The sequence below is a fragment of the Pseudomonas idahonensis genome, assembly GCF_037903935.1.
Lineage (GTDB): Bacteria > Pseudomonadota > Gammaproteobacteria > Pseudomonadales > Pseudomonadaceae > Aquipseudomonas > Aquipseudomonas danubii.
In genome coordinates, this window is record NZ_CP149586.1 from 6035588 (window position 1) to 6056629 (window position 21042).

A 21042-nucleotide genomic window follows, 5' to 3' on the forward strand; every position below is an offset into this window, starting at 1 on the left:
GGGGCCATCGCGCATTCCCTCAGGGAATGACCCCATACCCATTAGTCGATTGCTACAGCGCACCACTCAACGCTTATCTAAGAACGCCGCAGCGTTGCACCGCGGCGCCCTGTGATTGCGGCCTCGCCTGGCCATAAAAAAGATAAGCAACGGGAGTGCCTCACTGATGAAGTATCCGTTAAGAGCCTGGGTCTTCTGGCCCACCTTTCTGATTCTGCTGGCAGCGGTGATCGCCAGCTACCTTGATCTGCAGGGTTTCCTGGCGGTGAGCAGGCAGCTCAACCGGATCATCCTCGACAACTTTTCCTGGCTGTTCAGTGCCGGCAGCTTCTTTCTCCTGGTACTGACCGCCATCGTCTACTTTTCGCCCCTGGGGCGGGTGCGCATCGGTGGCGAAGACGCCAAGCCCCTGCTGAGCAAGCCGCGCTGGTTCATGGTGGCACTGTGCACCACCCTGGCGGTCGGCGTGCTGTTCTGGACCACCGCCGAGCCGCTCTATCACCTGTATGGCCCGCCCTCGAGCCTGAACATCGAAGCCGGCAGCAGCGAGGCCAAGCACTTCGCCATGTCCAGCATGTTCCTGCACTGGACCCTGACGCCCTACGCCATCTATCTGGTGCCCTCACTGGTGTTCGCCCTGGTTTTCTACAACCTGCGCGGCCACTTCTCCATCGGCGCCATGCTGCAACCTCTGCTCGGCCAGGCATGGGTCAAGCGCCATGCCGGACTGATCGACCCCCTGGCGATGTTCGCCCTGGTGGCGGGCATGGCCTCTTCCCTGGGCACCGGCGCCCTGACCCTGTCCGGTGGCCTGAGCCAGTACATCGGCGGTGACACCACGCCGCTGCGCCTGGGACTGATCATCGCGGTGATCGTCGCCACCTTCGTGTTCTCCGCCGCCAGCGGCTTGCAGAAGGGCATCGTCAAGTTCTCCACCTTCAACACCTGGATCATGCTGGCCCTGGGGCTGTTCGTCCTGATCTGCGGACCGACCCTGTACATCTTCAGCCTCGGCATCGAGTCCTTCGGCACCTACCTGCAGACTTTCTTCGGCCGCAGCCTGTTCACCGGCGCGGCCAGTGGCGACAACTGGCCCCAGAGCTGGACGGTGTTCTACTGGTCGGTGTGGTTCGCCTGGGCCCCGGTGAGCGCCATGTTCCTGGGCAAGATCGGCCGTGGCTATACCGTGCGCGAATTCATCCACATCTCCATGCTCTACCCGGCGCTGTTCACCGCCCTGTGGATCTGCATCTTCTCCGGCAGCAGCCTGTACTTCGACGCCCAGGGTGATGGGGTACTCAACCGCGTGCTCAACGAGCAAGGGGTGGAGCATGTGCTGTACCAGGTGTTCCAGCAGCTGCCGGCGAGCGGCCTGATCATTGCCTTCCTGCTGTTCATTGCCTTCATCTCCTTCGTTACTGCTGCCGACTCCAGCACCGATGTCATCGGCAATCTGTGCAGTCGCGGGGTCACCGCCGACTCCGATCTGGACGGCAGCCCGCTGCTCAAGGTGATCTGGGGCGCGATCATCGGCTGCGTGTCCTGGGTGATGGTGGCCTACGTCGGCATCGACGGGGTCAAGATGCTCTCCAACCTGGGCGGCCTGCCGGGCATGCTGATTGTCCTGCTCTCCAGCAGCGCACTGATCATCTGGATGAAAAACCCGTCCTTGCTGACACCGCCGCTGCCAGCGGACGAGCTCGGGGAAAGCCACTCGCCACGAGGGCCTACCCCATGAACGTCCGTCTCCTGATCCTTGGCGGCCTGGGCCTGACGCTGCTCTGCCCCGCGCTGGCCCACGCCAGTCAGGCGCAATCCCGGGGCTTTGTCGAAGACAGCCGAATCAACGGCCTGGTGCGCAACAACTACCGCAACAACGACCATCGTCAGTTGGACCTGGATGCCCGCGAGTGGGGCCAGGGCCTGCAGCTGGACTATGCCTCCGGCTACACCCAGGGCACCCTGGGCTGGGGCCTGGATGCCCATGCCTATTTCGCCACCCGACTCGACAGCGGCGGTGGCCGGGCGCGCACCATGATGCTGGTCAGCGACAGCGACGGCAGCAGCCGCCGGGAATCGGCTACCGCCGGGGCGGCGCTGAAAATGCGCCTGTCCAATACCGAGTTCAAGTACGGCGACCTGCGGCCACAGACCCCGGTGCTGGCCCTGGCCGACAACCGGCTGATGCCGGCCACCGCCACCGGCCTGGCCTTCAGCAGCCGCGAGGTGGAAGGCCTGTTGCTGGAGGGCGGACACTTCACCGCCTCCCGGGACTTCAACCAGACCGGTCATCGGGGCGGCTTCCACGCCGGCTACGCCAGGGTCGAGGGCGGCGACGCCAGCTATCTGGGCGGCACCTACCAGTTGCATCCGCAGGTCGAGCTGGGGCTCTACAGCTCGCGCTACCAGGACCTGTGGCGCCAGCACTACGTCAACCTCAACCTCGACCAGCCCCTGGACGCCGAGGAGCGGCGCAGCCTGAACCTGGACCTGCGACTCTACCGCTCCCTGGACGACGGCAAGGCCCTGGCCGGGGATATCGCCGTAACGGCCTGGTCGGCGGCGCTGGCCCTGAACCAGGGCCCGCACACCGTGACCCTGGCCCACCAACGCATCCATGGCCAGCAGCCCTTCGACTACCTGGCCCTGAGCGGCGGCGGCTTCCACGGCTCGATCTACCTGGCCAACGCCTCGCTGATCGCCGACTTCAACGGCCCCGGCGAACGCTCCTGGAGCCTGGGCTACCGACTCGACCTGGAGCACCTGGGCCTGCCCGGCCTGTCCTTCGGCACCCGCTACATCCGTGGCAGCCATGTCGACGGCCGGCGGATCCCCAAAGACAGCCCCTACCGCTACTACGCCGACAAGGAGCGCCAATGGGAGCGGGACATCGACCTGAGCTACCGGGTGCAGAGCGGCGTCGCCAAGGACCTGTCCCTGAGCCTGCGCCAGGGCACCTACCGCATTAACGGAACCTCGAACGGCGATGTCGACCACATCCGCCTGGTCACCGAGTACCCCTTCAGCCTGCTGTGATCCACCGCGCTCGGCCCGGTGCCGGCCCCTTTATCGACTGGAGTAGCCCATGGACGTCATCCGCGACTTTCCCCATCCGATCCGCGAGATCGAGCACTGCCTGATCCCTCTGCGTGACGGCACCCAACTGGCTGCGCGTATCTGGCTGCCGGCCGATGCCGGCACCCGGCGTTACCCGGCAATTCTCGAATACCTGCCCTATCGCAAGCGCGATGGCACCGCAGTGCGCGATGCCCTGACCCATCCCTGGATGGCGGGCCAGGGTTACGCCTGCGTGCGCGTGGACATGCGCGGTAACGGCGAGTCCCAGGGCTTGATGGCCGACGAGTACCTGCCCCAGGAGCAGCAGGACGCCCTGGAGGTGCTCGACTGGCTCTGCGCCCAACCCTGGTGCGACGGCAACCTGGGGATGATGGGCATCTCCTGGGGCGGCTTCAACGGCCTGCAAGTGGCGGCCCATCAACCCGCAGCACTGAAAGCCATCATTACCCTGTGCTCCACTGACGACCGCTACGCCGACGACATTCATTACAAGGGTGGCAACCTGTTGATGGAAAACCAGGGCTGGGCCGCCACCATGCTCAACTTCAGCGCCGCCGTGCCGGACCCGCTGCTGGTGCCGGACTGGCAGGCGCAATGGCAGCAACGCCTGGACGCCATGCCGATGCTGGCCGAAACCTGGCTGCAGCATCAGACCCGTGACGACTACTGGCGCCAGGGCTCGGTGTGCGAGGACTACGCGGCGATCAAGGCCGCGGTGTACTGCATCGGCGGTTGGGGCGATGCCTACAAGAACAGCGTGCCGCGCCTGATGCAGCACCTGAATGGCCCGAAGAAAGCCCTGCTCGGCCCCTGGATTCACAAGTACCCGCACTTTGCCGTGCCCAACCCGGCCATTGGTTTTCTCCAGGAGGCCAAGCGCTGGTGGGACCACTGGCTCAAGGGCATCGACAACGGGGTGATGGACGAGCCCGCCTGCACCTTCTACCTGCAGGACGCCGTGCCGCCCAAGGCCAGCTACGCCGAACGCCCGGGTGTCTGGGTGCAGACCGCCGGCTGGCCCGATCCACAGATCCAGTGGCAGACCTTCAGCCTTAGCGACAGCGGACTCAGCGCGGGAGCGCAAGCGCTGAGCGCAAGTCGCAGCATCTGCTCGCCCCTAACCACCGGCCTGCATCAGGGCGAGTACTGCGCCATCTGGTTCGGCCCGGACGGTCCCACCGACCAGCGCCGGGATGACGCCCACTCGCTGTGCTTCGACAGCCAGCCCTTGAGCGAGCCCCTGGCCTTGCTGGGTGATGTGCGCCTGGACCTGCGCCTGACCTCGGACCGGCCTTGCGGGCAGATCGTCGCCCGGCTCAATGCCGTGGCCCCGGACGGTCAGGTGGCGCAGATCACCTATGGCACCCTGAACCTGTCGCTGCGCGACGACTTCGCCGTGGCCAGCCCACCCGAGCCCGGCGCGCCCCTGCAGGTTCGCTTCAACCTCGACCATGTCGGTTATCGCCTGCCGGCCGGTTATCGCCTGCGCCTGGCGTTGAGCACCGCCAGCTTCCCGTTGCTGTGGCCGGCCCGGGAGCTGACCACCCTGACCCTGCTGCCCGAGGTACAGAGCGTGCAGTTGCCGGTGTTCATCGGCGAACCCGTGGCGTGTCCGTTCGAAGCCCCGCAAAGCGCCCCGCCGGCCAACCTGGAAATCATCCGCGCCGCCGCCCCCAAGCGCAGCCTCAGCGAAGACGTGGCCAGCGGCGAAGTCTGCGTGCGTATCGACGACGACCTGGGCGCCATGCGCTTGCTCGATCACGGCCTGTGGGTCGACCAGCGCTGCACCGAGCAGTACCGCACCCTGCCCTGGGACCCGCTGTCGACCCGGGCCGATATCCAATGGCAGTACCGGGCCGGTCGCGGCACCTGGTCGGTGGAAGTGGACAGCTCCCTGGGCCTGCACGCCGACGCGCAATGGTTCTACCTGCGCGCCACCCAGGTTGCGCGACTCGATGGCCGGCAGATTCATCAACGCCAGTGGCACAAACGGATCGCCCGATCCACGCTGTAAAGCGTGGCAGGATGCCCAATCTCCGAGACTCGGCGGGACGCAGGACACAGCGCCCGCCCCTGTAGACTGGTACCCGCATGTCGCATCGAAACGTCGATCTGCCCCCTCTCAACTGCCTGCAGCCTTTCGAGGCCGTGGCCCGTCATTTGAGCTTTACCCGGGCCGCCCAGGAGCTGAACCTGACCCAGAGCGCGGTGAGCCGCCAGATCAAGCGTCTGGAGGCAAACCTCGCCCGGCCGCTGTTCCACCGCCACAACCTGGGCATCAGCCTGACCCCGGCGGGCGAGCGCTACTTTCGCACCATCCAGCGCCTGCTGCGCGAGCTGGACCGCGAGTCGGCGGAACTGCGCCGGCGCGGCGCCGAGCGCCAGCTGACCCTGGCCAGCACCCCGACCATCAGCTCGATCTGGCTGGCGCGCCTGCTGCCAGCGTTCCAGAGCCTGTATCCGGAGCTGGACATCCGCATCCTCTGCAGTGAAAGCCCCCTGCACCTGGATGTCAGCGAGTACGACCTGGGACTGTTCTATCACCTGGACGAGTTGCCGGCGCCCCTGGGCCTGGAGCTGACCCCGGTCTTTGCCGGGGAGCAGGTGATCTGCGTCTGCAGCCCGGACTACCTGAGCCGCAAGGGGCCGATTCGTGATCCGCAACACCTGCTGCAGGAACACCGGCTGCTGATTGTCGAAGACCACTATCACGACTGGCTGACCTGGTCCGACTGGTTCAGTGCCGTGGGCGCGACCTATCACTCCCCGCAACATGCCCTGCGCACCAACAGCTACCAGTTGCTGATGCAGTCGGCAGTGATGGGCCAGGGGGTAGCCCTGGGCTGGGAAAGCCTGCTGCAGGACGAACTCGCCGCCGGACGCCTGCAACGCGCACTGCCGCAGCGCATGCCCAGCCGCGGGCGCCTGAACCTGATGCAACCGCACCACCGCAATCCGCCATCCGCCGTACGCCGCTTTCGCCAATGGCTGCTGGAACACACCCACCTTGCCCACGACACCGGTCCTTGACCGCCCCGACCTGACGACTCATGAACCTGAACCTGCTGACATTCCCCGCGCTCTACTGCGCCACCCTCCTGATGCTTGCCGGCAACGGGCTGTTCTTCAGCTTTATCGGCCTGCGCCTGACCAGCGACGGGGTCGGCGAACTGTGGATCGGTGGCCTGACCGCCGCCTATTACGCCGGCATGGTCTGCGGCGCCAAGTTCGGCCATCGGATGATTGCCGCCGTGGGCCATATCCGCTCCTACGTCGCCTGCGCGGGTGCCGCGACCATGATCGTGCTCCTGCACCTGCTGTTCGAAGATCTGTGGTTGTGGCTGGTGCTGCGCTTCATCACCGGCCTGGTGATGATGAACCAGTACATGGTGATCGAAAGCTGGCTCAACGAGCAGGCGGGCAACCAGCAGCGCGGCGCAGTGTTCGCCGGCTACATGGTGGCGGTCTCCCTGGGCCTGATGCTGGGTCAGAGCGTGCTGATCTGGCGTCCCGAGCTGGACTTCAAGCCTTTGCTGATCGTCGCCCTGTGTTTCGCCGCCTGCCTGATACCCGTCGCCCTGACCCGACGCCTGCACCCGGCCAAGCTGGTGGCAGCCCCCCTGCAGATCGGCTTTTTCTGGCGCCGGGTGCCGCAAGCCCTGAGCACGGTGTTCATCACCGGACTGCTGGTCGGTTCGTTCTATGCCCTGGCACCGGTGTTCATCACCTTGAGCGGCCTGGACACAGCCCAGGCCGGCACTTTCGTCGCCGTGGCGATCCTGGCCGGGCTGTGCGGCCAGTGGCCGCTCGGCTGGCTTTCGGATCGCCTCGACCGCGCGCGACTGATCCGCGCCTGCGCGCTGCTCCTGTGCCTGGTGACTGTGCCTTTGTGGGGGCTGTTCGGCCTGTCGTTTACCTTCTTGCTGCTGTTCGCCTGCCTCAGCGGCCTGCTGCTGTTCAGCCTCTACCCGCTGGCGGTCGCCCTGGCCAACGACCACATTGAGCAACCCCAACGTGTGGCCCTGAGCGCCATGCTCCTGGCCACCCACGGCGTCGGCGCCTGTCTGGGGCCGCTGCTCAGCGGCGCGCTGATGAACCTCTATGGCCACAACGCCTTGTACATGGTGTTTTCGCTGTTCGCCCTGCTGCTGGCCTGGCGGGTACAACCGAGCAAGGTCAGCGGGGAGTTCCGGGTCGACGACGCGCCGTTGCAGCACGTGGCCATGCCCGAGCATCCGCCAAGCGTGCAGGCCTCGACCCTTGATCCACGCATCGAGGCTGTGCCCGGGGAGTGGCTGATCCAGGCGCCGCCGCCCGGTGAACCAGGGCGCAGCACGCTCAAGACCGACGCTGCATCCGCCTGATTCAGGCAGGGTTTAATTGGACGCTGAGCCGAATACATGCTCTATTCGGCTCACTGCAAGAGCTGAATAGAGCATGTATTCGGCTCATCCCCAGAGAGCCCGTCCATGGACCACCCACGTTGGATCTGGCAACACCCTACCTGGCACAGCTTCGACTGGCAGGCCGAGCGTCTTGCGCCGCTATTGCGCGAATGCGCTCAGGCTCAAGGCCGTTTGTTGGGCATGTCGGGCGTGGTGGACCAGGAACTGAGCGTCCAAAGTGAACTGGACGCATTGCTGCAGAACATCCTCACTTCATCTGCCATCGAAGGTGAACATCTGAATGTCGGCTCGGTGCGCTCATCCCTGGCGCGGCGACTGGGCCTGGAGCTCCCTCTGGAAAGCCGCACCAGCCCACGCAGCGAAGGCCTGGCGGAGCTGACCCTGGATGCCACCCAGCACTTTGCCCAACCCCTGAGCCCTGCACGACTGATGCGTTGGCATCAGTGGCTGTTTCCCACGCAAGAGCAGCACCTGATGAGCCTGCCGATCCGGGTCGGCGAACTGCGCGGGGAGGCACCGATGCAAGTGGTGTCAGGTCGCCTCGATCGTCCCACCGTACACTTCGAGGCGCCGCCCAGAGCCGGCCTTGAGCAACAGTTGCAGAGCTTCCTGGAATGGTTCGAGTCCAGCCGTCATCTGCCCGGGCTCGACCCGCTGCTGCGGGCCGGGGTCGCGCATTTCTGGTTCGTCACCCTGCACCCCTTTGATGACGGCAACGGCCGTTTGGCCCGGGCCATCACTGACCTGGCTCTGGCCCAGGCCGAACACCAGGCTATTCGCTTCTATGCCATGTCCTCCAGCATCCTCAAGGACCGCGCGGGCTACTACCGGATACTGGAAAACAGCCAGCGCGGCGGGATGGATATCAGTGCCTGGCTGGAGTGGTTCCTGCAAACCCTGCTCAGCAGCCTGCAGCAGGCGATGTCACGCATCGACCGGGTACTGGACAAGACTCGCTTCTGGCAGCAGCACCGCCAGCAGGCGCTGTCTACGCAACAGATCAAAGTGCTCAATCGCCTGTTCGACGGGGATCAGGACAGCTTTGCCCATGGCATCAGCGCCAGCCAATACCAGGCGCTGGCCAAGGTCTCCAAGGCCACCGCAACCCGCCACCTGGCCGACCTGCTGGCCAAAGGCTGCATCATCCGCTTGCCCGGAGGTGGCCGCAGCACCCGCTATGCAGCGAACCTGCCGGAGCGTCTTGGAGCCCCAGGAAAAACCCCGTGAAAAGCGCAAGCCAAGGCCACTGAAACCCAGGCCAGCAAGCGCTTCTCATTTGCCCGAAACCCCGGTGTCTGCTAGTGTCGCGCCGGTTTAACGTCAACCGGGATAGCCGCCATGGCCCGCAAAAAAGCTGCCTTAGATTTCGAACAATCCCTCGCCGACCTGCAAACCCTGGTCGAGCGTCTGGAGAACGGCGAGCTGTCGCTGGAAGACTCGTTGACCGCCTTTGAACAAGGCATCGGCCTGACCCGTGATTGCCAGGCCGCCCTGGCCCAGGCCGAGCAGAAGGTGCAGATCCTGCTGGAGCGCGATGGCGAACTGGCCGAACAACCTTTCGACGCGGAACAGCCAGAATGATTGCCGCTTATCAGGCCACCAGCCAGGCCCGCGTCGACGCTGCAATGCACACCCTGTTCACCGCTCCAAGCCCCGAACTTGCCCGCCTTTATGAAGCCATGCGCTACAGCGTGATGAATGGCGGCAAGCGCGTGCGCCCGCTGCTGGCCTACGCCGCCTGCGAGGCGCTGGGCGGCCGGCCCGAGCAAGCCAACGGCGCCGCCTGCGCGGTGGAACTGATTCATGCTTACTCCCTGGTCCACGACGACCTGCCGGCCATGGACGATGACGACTTGCGTCGCGGCCAGCCCACCACCCACAAGGCGTTCGACGAAGCCTGCGCCATCCTCGCCGGCGACGGCCTGCAGAGCCTGGCCTTCAGCGCCCTGCTGGACCCGGGCCTGAGCGACGCCAGCGCCGAGATCCGCCTGCGCATGGTCACCACCCTGGCCCAGGCCGCAGGCCCGGCGGGCATGGTGGGCGGCCAGGCCATCGACCTGGGCTCGGTGGGGCTCAAGCTCGATCAGAAAGCCCTGGAGTACATGCACCGGCACAAGACCGGCGCGCTGATTGAAGCCAGCGTGATTCTCGGGGCCCTGGCCAGCGGCCGGGCCGAGAAAGACGAGCTCAAGGCCCTGCAGACCTACGCTCAGGCAGTCGGCCTGGCATTCCAGGTGCAGGACGACATCCTCGACGTCGAAAGCGATACCGCAACCCTGGGCAAGCGCCAGGGTGCCGACATCGCTCGGGACAAACCGACCTACCCGGCGCTGCTGGGCCTGGCCGCAGCCAAGGAATACGCCCTGGAATTGCGGGACCAGGCGCTGCATGCGCTGCGTCCGTTTGACGCAGCGGCCGAGCCCTTGCGCGAGCTGGCGCGGTATATCGTCGAGCGCCGCAGCTGATCAACTCCCGATAGCCGGACCGCATATCGGCCAAGTTCGGCGCTCCGCGTGGGCAGCTTGCGATGCATAAGGTAAACTGCCGCCTCTTTCTATACCTATAACGATTCGCCTGATGCCCACGACGTTTCATGAGATTCCCCGCAAACGCCCTACCACGCCGCTGCTCGACCGTGCCCAGACGCCGGACGGCCTGCGTCGGTTAGGTGAAGCCGAGCTGGAAACCCTGGCCGATGAGTTGCGCCTGGAATTGCTCTACACGGTCGGCCAGACCGGCGGGCATTTCGGTGCCGGCCTCGGGGTCATCGAGCTGACCATTGCGTTGCATTACGTGTTCGACACCCCGGACGACCGGCTGGTGTGGGACGTGGGTCACCAGGCGTATCCGCACAAGATCCTCACCGGTCGTCGCGAACAGATGGCCAGCCTGCGCCAGAAAGACGGCCTCGCGGCCTTCCCGCGGCGCTCCGAGAGCGAGTACGACACCTTTGGCGTCGGCCACTCCAGCACCTCCATCAGCGCCGCCCTGGGCATGGCCATCGCCGCCCGCCTGCAGCACAGCGAGCGCAAGGCCATCGCAGTGATCGGCGACGGCGCCCTGACCGCGGGCATGGCCTTCGAGGCGCTGAACCACGCGCCGGAAGTGGACGCCAACATGCTGGTGATCCTCAACGACAACGACATGTCGATCTCGCGCAATGTCGGCGGGCTGTCCAACTACCTGGCCAAGATCCTCTCCAGCCGCACCTACGCCAGCATGCGCGAAGGCAGCAAGAAAGTGCTGTCGCGCCTGCCCGGTGCCTGGGAAATCGCTCGCCGCACCGAAGAATACGCCAAGGGCATGCTGGTCCCCGGCACCCTGTTCGAAGAACTGGGCTGGAACTACATCGGCCCCATCGATGGCCACGACCTGCCGACCCTGATCGCCACACTGCGCAACATGCGTGACCTCAAGGGTCCGCAGTTCCTGCATGTGGTGACCAAGAAGGGCAAGGGCTTCGCCCCGGCGGAAGTCGACCCGATCGGCTACCACGCCATCACCAAACTGGAACCCCTGGATGCTCCGGCGGCCGCACCGAAAAAGGCCGGCGGTCCGAAGTATTCCGGCGTCTTTGGCGAGTGGCTGTGCGACATGGCCGCCGCCGATCCGCGCCTGGTGGGCATCACCCCGGCGATGAAGGAAGGCTCGGACCTGGTGGCCTTCAGCGAGCGTTTCCCGCTGCGCTACTTCGACGTGGCGATTGCCGAGCAGCACGCAGTGACCCTGGCAGCCGGCATGGCCTGCGAAGGCGCCAAACCGGTGGTGGCGATCTACTCCACCTTCCTGCAGCGCGGCTATGACCAACTGATCCACGACGTGGCGGTACAGAACCTCGATGTGCTGTTCGCCATCGACCGTGCCGGCCTGGTGGGCGAAGACGGCCCGACCCACGCCGGCAGCTTCGACCTGTCCTACCTGCGCTGCATCCCCGGCATGCTGGTGATGACCCCGAGCGACGAGAACGAGTTGCGCAAGATGCTCAGCACCGGGCACCTGTACAACGGCCCCGCCGCCGTGCGCTACCCGCGCGGTACTGGCCCCAACGCGCCGATCGACAAGGACCTGGAACCGATCGAGATCGGCAAGGGCGTGATCCGCCGCCAAGGCAAGCAAGTGGCCCTGCTGGTATTCGGCGTGCAACTGGCCCAAGCCCTGCAAGTGGCCGAAAAGCTCGACGCCACCGTGGTCGACATGCGTTTCGTCAAACCCCTGGATGAAGCCCTGGTCCGCGAGATCGCCGGTAGCCACGAACTGCTGGTGACCATCGAGGAAAACGCCATCATGGGCGGCGCCGGAGGCGCGGTCAGCGAATTCCTGGCCCGCGAGAACATCCTCAAGCCGATCCTGCACCTGGGGCTGCCGGATGCCTACGTCGAGCACGCCAAACCGGCGCAGATGCTTGCCGAATGCGGCCTCGACGAAGCCGGCATCGAAGCTTCGGTACGCCAGCGTCTGGAACTGCTGGGCCTGGCTTGATCCACAGCGGCTACCTGTAGCCGCTGCTGCACGCCCGCCATGCGGGCGTCGCTTTTGCTCCCTTCCTTATCCGGCTTCACACACTGCGGCGAAGGCCGAGCCGCGCTAACGGAATAGCCATGAAACTCTCTCGCCTGGCCCTGCCGCTATGTCTCCTGCCCTGCGCCGATCTGCTGGCCGACACCTCCGAGCGCGATCAGGCGCTGAAACTGCCCGAGATGCTGATCAGCGCCAACCGTCAGGTGGAAGCTCGCAACGACAGCAGCGCGGCCAACACCGTGTTCACCCGGGAAGACATCGACCGCCTGCAACCCACCAGCCTGACCGATCTGCTGCAACGGGTGCCTGGTGTGCAGGTCGCCCGAAGCGGCGGCCGCGGCAGCCTGCCAGGCATCTTCATTCGCGGCACCAACTCGGCCCAGAGCCTGGTGCTGGTGGATGGCCAGCGCATCAGCAGCTCATCTTCCGGCGACAGCAATCTGCAATTCATCAGCATCGAGCAGATCGAGCGAGTGGAAGTGCTGCGCGGCTCGCGCTCGGTGATCTACGGCAGCGACGCCATTGGCGGGGTGATCCAGATTTTCACCCGGCGTGGCGCCCAGCAAGGCCTGCAAGCACGCATGCATCTGGGGGTGGGCAGCAACCAGACTTGGGAACGCAGCCTGGGACTATCCGGTGGCGATCAGCAGACGCGCTTCAGCCTTGGCGCCAGCCTGGATGAAACGGCGGGGATCGACTGGACCCATGAGTCGTTTCCCAGCGATACCGACCATGATGGCTACCGCAACCAGTCGTTGAGCTTCACCCTCAGCCACGCGCTGAACGATGATTTAGAGGTGGGCTTCAACCTGCTGGATAACCGTGGCCGCGCTCGCTACGACAACCCTTTCGGACGCTACGATTCAAGCTACAACGTCTTCGCCCAGGACCCTTACACCGACTTCAGTGTCAGCAGCGTCAGCGGCTATCTCGACGCGAACCTCAATGACTACTGGAAATCGCGGCTGGAGCTCGGACATAGCGAAAACCGCGACCTCAAACGCGACAAGCTCAGCGACGAACGTAGCGTGTTCAATACCTACCGGGACTCGCTGAACTGGCAGAACGATATGCGCCTGGACGAGGACAACAGCCTGATCCTCGGCGCAGACTGGTACGAAGACCGGCTCAATACCAGCCCAGCATCATTTGCCGAAGACAGCCGCTGGAACCGGGCAGCCTTCATCCAGCATCGTTTTCACGGTGAAAGCTTCTCCACCGAACTGGGTTTGCGCCGCGATCAGAACCAGCAATATGGCAGCCAGAACACTTGGAGCGGCACCTTCACCCTGCCGCTGAACCCGGACAATGACCTGCTGCTGTCCTATAGCGAAGGCTTCCGGGCGCCCAATTTCAGCGATCTGTATTACCCCGGTTTCAGCAATCAAGATCTCAAGCCGGAGCACTCCAAGAGCTATGAACTGCAATGGCGTAGCCAGCTGACGCAAAGCAGCCGTCTGGAAGCTTCGATCTACCGGACCGATATCAAAGAGGCGATTATTTATGACCGTGTTGCGCAGCGCCCGGAAAACGTTGGCGCAGCAAGGATCAATGGTTTCGAGGCGGCCCTGAAACAGGAGCTGCTCGGCTGGCAGACCAGCATCGGCACCGCAATCATCGATCCACGCAACCGCAAGGATGGCCATCAACTGCCGCGCCGTGCCCGGCGCACCTTGAGCCTGGACCTGGACCGACAATTCGACCCATTGGCGTTCGGTGCCAGCTGGCAACTAGTAAGCAAGAGTTATGAAGACCTGAACGTGAAAAAGCAGGTACCTGTGGGCGGCTACGGCCTGTTTGCCCTGCGCAGCAGTTGGGCACTCAATCGGGAGCTAAAGCTGGACCTGAAACTCGACAATGTTCTCGACAAGTCCTATACCCGCGAGCTTTACGAATACAACGGCAACGATTACGGCTACCGCGAAGAAGGCCGCACCTGGATGCTCGGCGTGACCTGGACGCCCGAGCTGTAAGATCCGCCGAAGGGGCTCAGCGCTCAGGCGCAATCAAGGCACAGAGCTTGGCAGTGGCCGCGATCATCTGCCCACTGGGCCGTTCCAGGCCCTTGTCCCTCACCAGCAACAACCGCCCCTGCCGCACCGCTGCGATCTGCGGCCAGGCCTTCCAGGCATCCAGCTGCCCCTGGGCGGTGGCCAGGATCGCCTGCGGATTACGCTGCAATACCGATTCGATACTGACCTGGGGCGCCGGCAGGTGCTGGTCGGCAAATACATTGCGCGCCCCGCAGACGCTCAAGGCTTCACTGATGATCTGCCCACCGCCCACGGTGTACAGCGGCTGATCCCAGACCTGATAGAACACCGGCACGGCAGGCTTGCGGTGATAGCGTGCACGCAGGCTGGCCAGCTGACCATTCAACTCGTCTGCCAGTTTGCGCCCGGCGGCCGGGCGGCCCAGGCGCTCGCCGATCTCGGCGATCTGCGCCAGCAACTGCAGGAAATCATGGGGTTCGGCAACGTAGGTGGGAATGCCCAAGCGGGCCAGCTGATCGCGCTGGGCCGGGCCGACACTGGCGGGCCAGAGCAGCAGCAAATCGGGCTTGAGGCTGAGCAGGCGCTCCATGTCCAACTGGCCGTAACGCCCGACCGAGGGTAGCTCCTTGAGCATTGGCGGGCGTTCGCCGGCATCCAGCACCCCGACCAGCCGATCAGCGGCGCCCAGTTCAACGACGATCTCCGACAGTGACGGTGCGAGGCTGACCACACGCTGCGCCGCCAGGGCCGGAGTGCCGGCCAGCAGGCACAGGACCGCCAGCCAGCGCCACATCAGCCCAGCTGACGAGGAATACGGTAGAGGTAGAACAGCACCGCGGTGGACAGCGCCAGGAGCATCAGCGGCACCGCTTCCAGGCCGACAAACACTGCCAGGGCACCGATCCAGGCGGGCAAGGATGCCGCCAGGAAGGCGGCGCGACGACGGGCCGCCAGGGTGATCCAGGCGGCAGGCTCCTCAGGGGTATCGAGGGCTTTGCCGGCGGCGATCAAGGCATGCTTGTAGCCGTTGAAAAAACGCAGGCTGACGAACATCGAGGCCGTACCGGCGATAAAGAATGGCATCGCCAGCACGGGCATCAACGCCTCGCCCTGACCAAACACCAGGTTGATCACAAACAGCGGCAGCAAGGCCAGCGCCAGGTATTGCCACCAGCTTACGGTCAGACGCCGTTTGACTTGACCCCGAGTCACGCGCGGTCGACCTCGCCCTGGTGCTCGTTGCCCATCATGTGGTCGAGCTTGCTGGCCTTGGTCGCCAGGTACAGCTTGTTGTGGGGGTTGTGCCCGGTGTGCAGCGGCACCCGCTCGGCAACCTGGATGCCCATCTCGGTCAGTGCCTTGACCTTGCGCGGGTTGTTGGTCATCAGGCGTAGGGACTTGACCCCCAGATGCTCGAGCATCGGCAGGCACATGCCGTAGTCACGCTGATCCGCGGCGAACCCCAGGCGCTCGTTGGCTTCCACGGTATCGGCGCCACCATCTTGCAGCTCATAGGCACGGATCTTGTTCAGCAGGCCAATACCGCGACCTTCCTGACGCAGGTACAGCAATACGCCACGCCCTTCCCGGGCGATGGCCCGCAGGGCGGCTTCCAGCTGCGAGCCGCAATCGCAACGCTGGCTGAACAGGGCGTCGCCGGTCAGGCATTCGGAGTGCAGGCGACCGAGAACCGGCGCGCCATCGGCGATGTCCCCCAGGCTGAGCACGACGTGCTCGCGACCGGTGGCTTCATCGAGAAAACCATGCATGGTGAATTGCGCAAAAGGTGTAGGCAGCTTGGAGGCGGCAACAAAAACGACGGGCACTGTTGTGCTCCTGATCTGTATGAGGACTGGAGATTCGCAGAGGCGGCATTGTAACAGCAGCCTCCACTGCACGCTTAGGCTGAATTATCGGAGATAAAGATCGATAAGTTTGATCAACGGACCGCCGGACGCGGACTCCCATCAAAGGGATAAGGCTGCTTCCAACGCTCGAAGATTGGCCGTAATCGCCCTGTACTCACCAACTGCGCCATGCGCTGGTCATACAGCTCGCGCATTTCCCGGCCCCGGGGATTACTGGCAAACCCCAGGTACAGCGGCAGCTCGGCCAAATGGGTGCGCTTGAACTGGCTCGGGTCCTGAGCCTGGCTCAGCACATAATCGATCTCGGTCTGGGCATCGATATAGTAGTCGGCGCGACTGTAGAGCAGCATCGGCAGGATACCGACACGCCGCCGGATCTCGTTGTAGCGGCGAACATTGGGCAGGTAGTCCTGGTACTTGTAGCCACGCACCCAGACCAGTCGGTAACTGCCGAGCGTCGCCGGGCTCAGTTCCGGACTGCTCGCCAGGCCCAGGGCGTAGATGTGGTCCGTGTCGTAGTTCCAGTGCGGGTACAGCACGCCCGGCGATTCGTCGCGATAAGCCCCAACCTGTGCATCCACCTCGCCGCGCTGCACCAACCCGACCGAACGGGTATAAGGCACGCTGTAACGCTCGATGGTGATTCCCACGGGCTCGAAGACTTCGCGCAGGATGTCCCAGGCCAACCCATCGCCGTCGGCCTCGGTGTATTCGCTCCAGACCTCACTGGCGATGCGAATCTGCCCGGATGGCGCCTGCAGCTCGCCGGCCCGGACGCTGCAACAGCTCCAGGCAACCAGCAACACCAGCAGCACGCGGCAGACATCCATGCCTAATTCCTCAGTTGAAGCACCACACCAACCCTTGCATCGCCAACCAGGCAAACACGCCAGCCAGCACATCATCGAGCATGATGCCGACACCGCCATGCACATGCCGGTCGACCCAGCGAATCGGCCACGGCTTGAGAATGTCGAAGAAACGGAACATTAGAAACCCCGCCAACAGCCAGTACCAGCCCTCGGGCACCAGCCACAGGGTGATCCACATGCCGACCATCTCGTCCCAGACGATACCTTCGTGGTCATGCACCCGCAGATCGTCGGCGACCTTGCCGCACAGCCAGAAGCCGAACAGCATGGTGACGCCGAGCATCAGCCAGTAACCCCAGTCCGGCAACATCTGCCACAGCGGGATAAAGGGTAGTGCAACCAGCGAGCCCCAGGTGCCTGGCGCCTTGGGCAAGGTGCCGGAACCAAAACCGAACGCCAGGAAATGCCAGGGATTACGCCAGACCGACGGCGGTACGAACTCCGCCGGGACCTGTTTGGGATGATCTGTCACGGTGTCTCCGCAAAGTGTTGATAACCCCGGGTGCCGGGGGTGATGTCCTGGCCGCCGGCGTCCAGCAGGGTCACGCCCTGCCCGGCCACCACTTGCCCCACCACCTGCACCGGCCAACCAGCCGCCAACAGCGGCGCCAGCTCGGCAGGCGGCAAGGTAAAGGCCAGGACATAGTCATCGCCGCCACTCAAGGCCGCAGCGCGGGCACCCTGTTCGCCAAGAAAGCTCAACAATGCCGGCGACAGTGGCAATTTCTCCACCTCCACCTGCAAGGCGACCTTCGAAGCGGCCGCGATATGCCCGCAATCGGCCAGCAGGCCATCGGAGATATCCAGGGCCGAGGTGGCCTTGCCCCGCAGTGCCTGGCCCAGGGCCAATTGCGGTTGCGGTGACCAGTAGTGAGCCAGCAAGGGGGCGGCGATGGTTGCATCAGCACTGCGCTGGCCCAGGACCAGCGGCAGGGCTCCGGCGGCATTGCCCAACTCACCGCCGACGCACAGCAAATCACCCACACGGGCACCACTGCGGGTCAGGGCAAGGCCTGCGGGCACTCGCCCGAAGACGGTCAGGGTCAAGGTCAGCGAGCCACGAGTGGTGTCGCCACCAATCAGGCGCACGTCGCAACTCTGGGCCATGGCGTTCAGGCCGCGGGCATAGGCCTGCAGCCAATCGGCGCTTACCGTCGGCAGGGTCAGGGCAAGGGTAAAGGCCAGCGGGGTGGCGCCCATGGCAGCCAGATCGCTGACAGCCACCGCCAGGGAGCGTTGGCCTAAAAGATAGGGGTCGCAGGGATCGGCGAAATGCACACCGGCCACCAGGGTGTCGGTGGAAATCGCCAACTGCTCGCCCGGAGCAACCGCCAGCAAGGCGCAGTCGTCACCAATCCCCAGGGCAACACCCTCGCCGCCTTGCGCACAAGGCGCGGCAGCGAAGAAGTTACGGATCAGCTCAAACTCGCCCATGGCAGCTGCAAGCGCGGTTCAGCGCTTGAACGCCTTCACTTCAGCTTCACGCAGGCGTGGGGCCAGCTTGTCGAGAACACCGTTGACGAACTTGTGGCCGTCGGTGGAACCGAAAACCTTGGCCAGTTCGATACCTTCGTTGATCACAACGCGGTACGGCACGTCGACGCGCTTGAGCAGTTCCCAGGTGGACAGCCGCAGTACCGCCAGTTCAACCGGGTCCAGCTCATCGATGGCCAGGTCCAGGCAAGGCACGAGCGCGTTGTCGATCTCGTTCTTGTTGGCCGGAACTCCGTGCAGGATCTCCCGGAAGTAGGCGCCGTCGATGTCAGTGAAATCGTTGTCGACCCGAAACTGTGCTTCGATCTCGTTCAGCGAATGCTTGGCCATGTGCCATTGGTACAGCGCCTGGGTCGCGAGCTGACGGGCTTCGCGACGCTTGGCGCTCTTGGATGGCTTGCCGGCGTTGGCAGGCTTGGGATCGCGTGGGTTGAAACGATCGCTATCGTCGCTAATCACTTGGCCTCCAACTGCGCCAGCAGGCTGACCATTTCCAGGGCGGACAGGGCAGCTTCAGCACCTTTGTTGCCGGCCTTGGTGCCGGAACGTTCGATGGCTTGTTCGATCGAGTCAACGGTCAGCACGCCGAAGGCCACTGGCACGCCGAACTCCATGGACACCTGGGCCAGGCCCTTGGTGCATTCGCCGGCCACGTATTCGAAGTGCGGAGTACCGCCACGAATGACCGCGCCCAGGGCGATGATCGCCGCGAACTCACCTTTCTGTGCGACTTTCTGCGCGACCAACGGAATTTCGAAGGCGCCAGGGGCACGGATGATGGTGATGTCGCTTTCGCTCACGCCGTGGCGAACCAGGGCGTCAACCGCGCCGCTGACCAGGCTTTCGACGACGAAGCTGTTGAAACGGCCGACCACCAGGGCATAGCGGCCTTTAGGGGCGATGAAGGTACCTTCGATGGTCTTCAGGGTCATTCGACAAATCTCTTAAAGAGCCAGAGCGTGTCTAGCACACGCTCTTCAGTGATATTTGAACCGCGAATTTCAAGCCGGAAACGACCGGCTTTTATTCGGAGGGCACGTATTCTACAACTTCCAGGTCGAAACCGGATATCGCATTAAACTTCATCGGCGCACTCATCAGGCGCATTTTACGTACGCCCAGGTCGCGAAGGATCTGCGAACCGGCACCGACGATGCTGTAGGTGGTGGGTTTCTTCACCGGCTGGTGTTCCGCGGTTTCACGGATGTGCGCCAGCAGTACATCGCCATCCAGCGGGTGACCCAGCAACAGCACCACGCCACTGCCGGCCTCGGCCACTTTGACCATGGCCGCGCGCAGGCTCCAGCGGCCCGGCTGCTTGACCATCAGCAAGTCGCGCAGCGGGTCCATGTTATGCACGCGCACCAGGGTCGGCTCTTCAGCACAGATATCGCCCAGGGTCAGGGCCATGTGCACGTCGCCTTCCACCGAATCACGATAGGTCACCAGGTTGAACTGGCCCAATTCGCTGTCCAGGGGCTGCTCGGCAATCCGCTGAACGGTACGTTCGTGGATCATCCGATAGTGAATCAGGTCGGCGATGGTACCGATCTTGATGTTGTGTTCAGCGGCGAAGGCTTCCAGTTCGGTACGACGGGACATGGTGCCGTCGTCGTTCATCACTTCGCAGATCACCCCGCTTGGCTCGAAACCGGCCATGCGCGCCAGGTCGCAGGCGGCTTCGGTGTGGCCGGCACGGGCCAGGGTACCGCCGGGTTGGGCCATCAGCGGGAAGATGTGGCCCGGGCTGACGATGTCCTCGGCCTTGGCGTCCTTGGCCGCTGCCGCTTGTACGGTACGCGCACGGTCAGCGGCAGAGATGCCGGTGGTCACGCCTTCGGTGGCCTCGATGGAAACGGTGAACTTGGTGCCGAAGCCGGAACCGTTGCGCGGCGCCATCAGCGGCAACTTGAGCAGCTCGCAGCGCTCGCGGCTCATGGGCATGCAGATCAGGCCACGGGCGTGCTTGGCCATGAAGTTGATGTGTTCGGCCTTGCAGCACTCGGCGGCCATGATCAGGTCGCCTTCGTTCTCGCGGTCTTCGTCATCCATGAGGATGACCATCTTGCCTTGGCGGATGTCTTCAACCAGTTCTTCGATGCTGTTGAGCGCCACGCGGCACCCCCTTGGGTCAGGATTTGAGATAGCCGTTAGCGGCCAGAAAACTTTCGGTAATGGTGCCGCCGGTGGTGGCTTCAGCCGCCTTGTCACCCAACAGCAGGCGTTCCAGGTAGCGCGCCAGCAGGTCGACCTCGAGGTTGACCTGCCGACCCGGCCGGTAGTCGGCCATGATGGTTTCCGCCAGGGTGTGGGGCACGATGGTCAGCTCGAACTCGGCGCCATTGACCGCGTTGACCGTCAGGCTGGTGCCGTCGACGGTGATCGAGCCTTTATGGGCGATGTACTTGGCCAGTTCTTTCGGTGCGCGGATGCGGAACTGAATGGCCCGGGCATTTTCTTCCCGCGCCACCACTTCACCGACGCCGTCGACGTGACCGCTGACCAGGTGACCGCCCAGGCGGGTGGTCGGGGTCAGGGCTTTCTCCAGGTTGACCCGGCTGCCGGCTTTCAACTGATGGAAGGCCGTGCAATCGAGGGTCTCGCGGCTGACATCGGCCCAGAAACCGTCACCCGGCAACTCGACTGCGGTCAGGCAGACGCCGTTCACCGCGATGCTGTCGCCCAGTTTGACGTCGGCCAGATCAAGCTTGCCGGTTTCTACATAGACCCGCACATCTCCGCCTTTTGGGGTCAATGCGCGAATGCTGCCGATGGATTCGATGATGCCGGTGAACATGGAGTCCTCCTCGAG

20 protein-coding genes are annotated in these 21042 nt (G+C 64.2%); 10 read left to right on the plus strand and 10 right to left on the minus strand.

What is annotated here, in order from left to right; genetic code table 11:
• Positions 1-166 precede the first annotated feature (166 nt).
• From WIN67_RS27285 to WIN67_RS27330, 10 genes are all read left to right on the plus strand, one after another.
• A complete protein-coding gene (locus WIN67_RS27285) occupies positions 167-1738 on the plus strand; it encodes a BCCT family transporter (protein WP_339070296.1) in 1572 nt (523 codons plus the stop codon).
• On the plus strand, positions 1735-3036 hold the full coding sequence (locus WIN67_RS27290; protein ID WP_339070298.1) for an OprD family outer membrane porin: 1302 nt from the start codon (positions 1735-1737) through the stop codon (positions 3034-3036). Before WIN67_RS27285 ends, WIN67_RS27290 begins: the two co-directional genes overlap by 4 nt.
• Before the next feature lie 49 nt (positions 3037-3085).
• Complete coding sequence (locus WIN67_RS27295; protein ID WP_339070299.1) at positions 3086-5092, plus strand: CocE/NonD family hydrolase; 2007 nt, start codon at positions 3086-3088, stop codon at positions 5090-5092.
• 77 nt (positions 5093-5169) lie between these two features.
• Positions 5170-6108 carry a LysR substrate-binding domain-containing protein gene (locus tag WIN67_RS27300; protein ID WP_110652023.1) on the plus strand — a complete coding sequence of 313 codons (939 nt, stop codon included), beginning with the start codon at positions 5170-5172 and terminating at the stop codon, positions 6106-6108.
• A 20-nt stretch (positions 6109-6128) separates the two neighbouring features.
• Complete coding sequence (locus tag WIN67_RS27305) at positions 6129-7442, plus strand: MFS transporter (RefSeq protein WP_110652022.1); 1314 nt, start codon at positions 6129-6131, stop codon at positions 7440-7442.
• Between the two features lie 105 nt (positions 7443-7547).
• The gene (locus tag WIN67_RS27310; protein ID WP_339070300.1) at positions 7548-8711 is read left to right on the plus strand and encodes a Fic family protein; all 1164 of its coding nucleotides are present in this window, start codon (positions 7548-7550) and stop codon (positions 8709-8711) included.
• Positions 8712-8822: 111 nt separating this feature from the next.
• On the plus strand, positions 8823-9065 hold the full coding sequence (locus WIN67_RS27315; protein WP_011063724.1) for an exodeoxyribonuclease VII small subunit: 243 nt from the start codon (positions 8823-8825) through the stop codon (positions 9063-9065).
• Entirely contained in the window at positions 9062-9949 is an 888-nt protein-coding gene (locus tag WIN67_RS27320; RefSeq protein ID WP_102882371.1) for a polyprenyl synthetase family protein, read from the plus strand. Before WIN67_RS27315 ends, WIN67_RS27320 begins: the two co-directional genes overlap by 4 nt.
• Positions 9950-10061: 112 nt before the next feature.
• On the plus strand, positions 10062-11963 hold the full coding sequence (gene dxs / locus WIN67_RS27325) for a 1-deoxy-D-xylulose-5-phosphate synthase (protein WP_110596265.1): 1902 nt from the start codon (positions 10062-10064) through the stop codon (positions 11961-11963).
• A gap of 119 nt (positions 11964-12082) precedes the next feature.
• Positions 12083-13975, plus strand: a complete 1893-nt coding sequence (locus WIN67_RS27330) for a TonB-dependent receptor plug domain-containing protein (protein ID WP_339070301.1) — start codon at positions 12083-12085, stop codon at positions 13973-13975.
• Between the two features lie 16 nt (positions 13976-13991).
• Here WIN67_RS27330 and WIN67_RS27335 read toward each other — a convergent pair whose 3' ends face one another.
• From WIN67_RS27335 to WIN67_RS27380, 10 genes are all read right to left on the minus strand, one after another.
• The gene (locus WIN67_RS27335; protein ID WP_339070302.1) at positions 13992-14789 is read right to left on the minus strand and encodes a cobalamin-binding protein; all 798 of its coding nucleotides are present in this window, start codon (positions 14787-14789) and stop codon (positions 13992-13994) included.
• Positions 14789-15208, minus strand: coding sequence for an MFS transporter (locus tag WIN67_RS27340; protein ID WP_102865296.1), 420 nt, complete (start codon positions 15206-15208; stop codon positions 14789-14791). Before WIN67_RS27340 ends, WIN67_RS27335 begins: the two co-directional genes overlap by 1 nt.
• Positions 15205-15822 (minus strand): GTP cyclohydrolase II, encoded by a 618-nt coding sequence (ribA, locus tag WIN67_RS27345; protein ID WP_102865295.1) that lies wholly within the window; start codon positions 15820-15822, stop codon positions 15205-15207. The genes WIN67_RS27340 and ribA overlap by 4 nt, the downstream gene beginning before the upstream one ends.
• A gap of 113 nt (positions 15823-15935) precedes the next feature.
• Complete coding sequence (locus WIN67_RS27350; RefSeq protein WP_110652019.1) at positions 15936-16694, minus strand: substrate-binding periplasmic protein; 759 nt, start codon at positions 16692-16694, stop codon at positions 15936-15938.
• Between the two features lie 10 nt (positions 16695-16704).
• The gene (locus WIN67_RS27355) at positions 16705-17208 is read right to left on the minus strand and encodes a phosphatidylglycerophosphatase A family protein (protein WP_102865293.1); all 504 of its coding nucleotides are present in this window, start codon (positions 17206-17208) and stop codon (positions 16705-16707) included.
• The gene (thiL, locus tag WIN67_RS27360) at positions 17205-18170 is read right to left on the minus strand and encodes a thiamine-phosphate kinase (protein ID WP_213665102.1); all 966 of its coding nucleotides are present in this window, start codon (positions 18168-18170) and stop codon (positions 17205-17207) included. The genes WIN67_RS27355 and thiL overlap by 4 nt, the downstream gene beginning before the upstream one ends.
• Before the next feature lie 18 nt (positions 18171-18188).
• Positions 18189-18689, minus strand: a complete 501-nt coding sequence (gene nusB, locus WIN67_RS27365; protein WP_102865291.1) for a transcription antitermination factor NusB — start codon at positions 18687-18689, stop codon at positions 18189-18191.
• The gene (gene ribE, locus WIN67_RS27370) at positions 18686-19162 is read right to left on the minus strand and encodes a 6,7-dimethyl-8-ribityllumazine synthase (RefSeq protein ID WP_003228649.1); all 477 of its coding nucleotides are present in this window, start codon (positions 19160-19162) and stop codon (positions 18686-18688) included. The genes nusB and ribE overlap by 4 nt, the downstream gene beginning before the upstream one ends.
• Positions 19163-19253: 91 nt before the next feature.
• Positions 19254-20345, minus strand: a complete 1092-nt coding sequence (ribBA, locus tag WIN67_RS27375; RefSeq protein ID WP_102882377.1) for a bifunctional 3,4-dihydroxy-2-butanone-4-phosphate synthase/GTP cyclohydrolase II — start codon at positions 20343-20345, stop codon at positions 19254-19256.
• Positions 20346-20361: 16 nt separating this feature from the next.
• Entirely contained in the window at positions 20362-21027 is a 666-nt protein-coding gene (locus WIN67_RS27380) for a riboflavin synthase (protein ID WP_047306287.1), read from the minus strand.
• Positions 21028-21042: the final 15 nt, after the last annotated feature.

What these genes read in the sequence shown, in the direction of transcription:
- dxs (WP_110596265.1), top strand. Translation starts at nt 10,062, where the DNA reads ATGCCCACGACGTTTCATGAGATTCCCCGCAAACGCCCTACCACGCCG.
- WIN67_RS27290 (WP_339070298.1), top strand. Translation starts at nt 1,735, where the DNA reads ATGAACGTCCGTCTCCTGATCCTTGGCGGCCTGGGCCTGACGCTGCTC.
- WIN67_RS27335 (WP_339070302.1), bottom strand. Translation starts at nt 14,789, where the DNA reads ATGTGGCGCTGGCTGGCGGTCCTGTGCCTGCTGGCCGGCACTCCGGCC.
- thiL (WP_213665102.1), bottom strand. Translation starts at nt 18,170, where the DNA reads ATGGGCGAGTTTGAGCTGATCCGTAACTTCTTCGCTGCCGCGCCTTGT.
- WIN67_RS27285 (WP_339070296.1), top strand. Translation starts at nt 167, where the DNA reads ATGAAGTATCCGTTAAGAGCCTGGGTCTTCTGGCCCACCTTTCTGATT.
- WIN67_RS27330 (WP_339070301.1), top strand. Translation starts at nt 12,083, where the DNA reads ATGAAACTCTCTCGCCTGGCCCTGCCGCTATGTCTCCTGCCCTGCGCC.
- WIN67_RS27295 (WP_339070299.1), top strand. Translation starts at nt 3,086, where the DNA reads ATGGACGTCATCCGCGACTTTCCCCATCCGATCCGCGAGATCGAGCAC.
- ribE (WP_003228649.1), bottom strand. Translation starts at nt 19,162, where the DNA reads ATGACCCTGAAGACCATCGAAGGTACCTTCATCGCCCCTAAAGGCCGC.
- WIN67_RS27380 (WP_047306287.1), bottom strand. Translation starts at nt 21,027, where the DNA reads ATGTTCACCGGCATCATCGAATCCATCGGCAGCATTCGCGCATTGACC.
- WIN67_RS27320 (WP_102882371.1), top strand. Translation starts at nt 9,062, where the DNA reads ATGATTGCCGCTTATCAGGCCACCAGCCAGGCCCGCGTCGACGCTGCA.
- WIN67_RS27350 (WP_110652019.1), bottom strand. Translation starts at nt 16,694, where the DNA reads ATGGATGTCTGCCGCGTGCTGCTGGTGTTGCTGGTTGCCTGGAGCTGT.
- WIN67_RS27300 (WP_110652023.1), top strand. Translation starts at nt 5,170, where the DNA reads ATGTCGCATCGAAACGTCGATCTGCCCCCTCTCAACTGCCTGCAGCCT.
- WIN67_RS27310 (WP_339070300.1), top strand. Translation starts at nt 7,548, where the DNA reads ATGGACCACCCACGTTGGATCTGGCAACACCCTACCTGGCACAGCTTC.
- WIN67_RS27315 (WP_011063724.1), top strand. Translation starts at nt 8,823, where the DNA reads ATGGCCCGCAAAAAAGCTGCCTTAGATTTCGAACAATCCCTCGCCGAC.
- WIN67_RS27305 (WP_110652022.1), top strand. Translation starts at nt 6,129, where the DNA reads ATGAACCTGAACCTGCTGACATTCCCCGCGCTCTACTGCGCCACCCTC.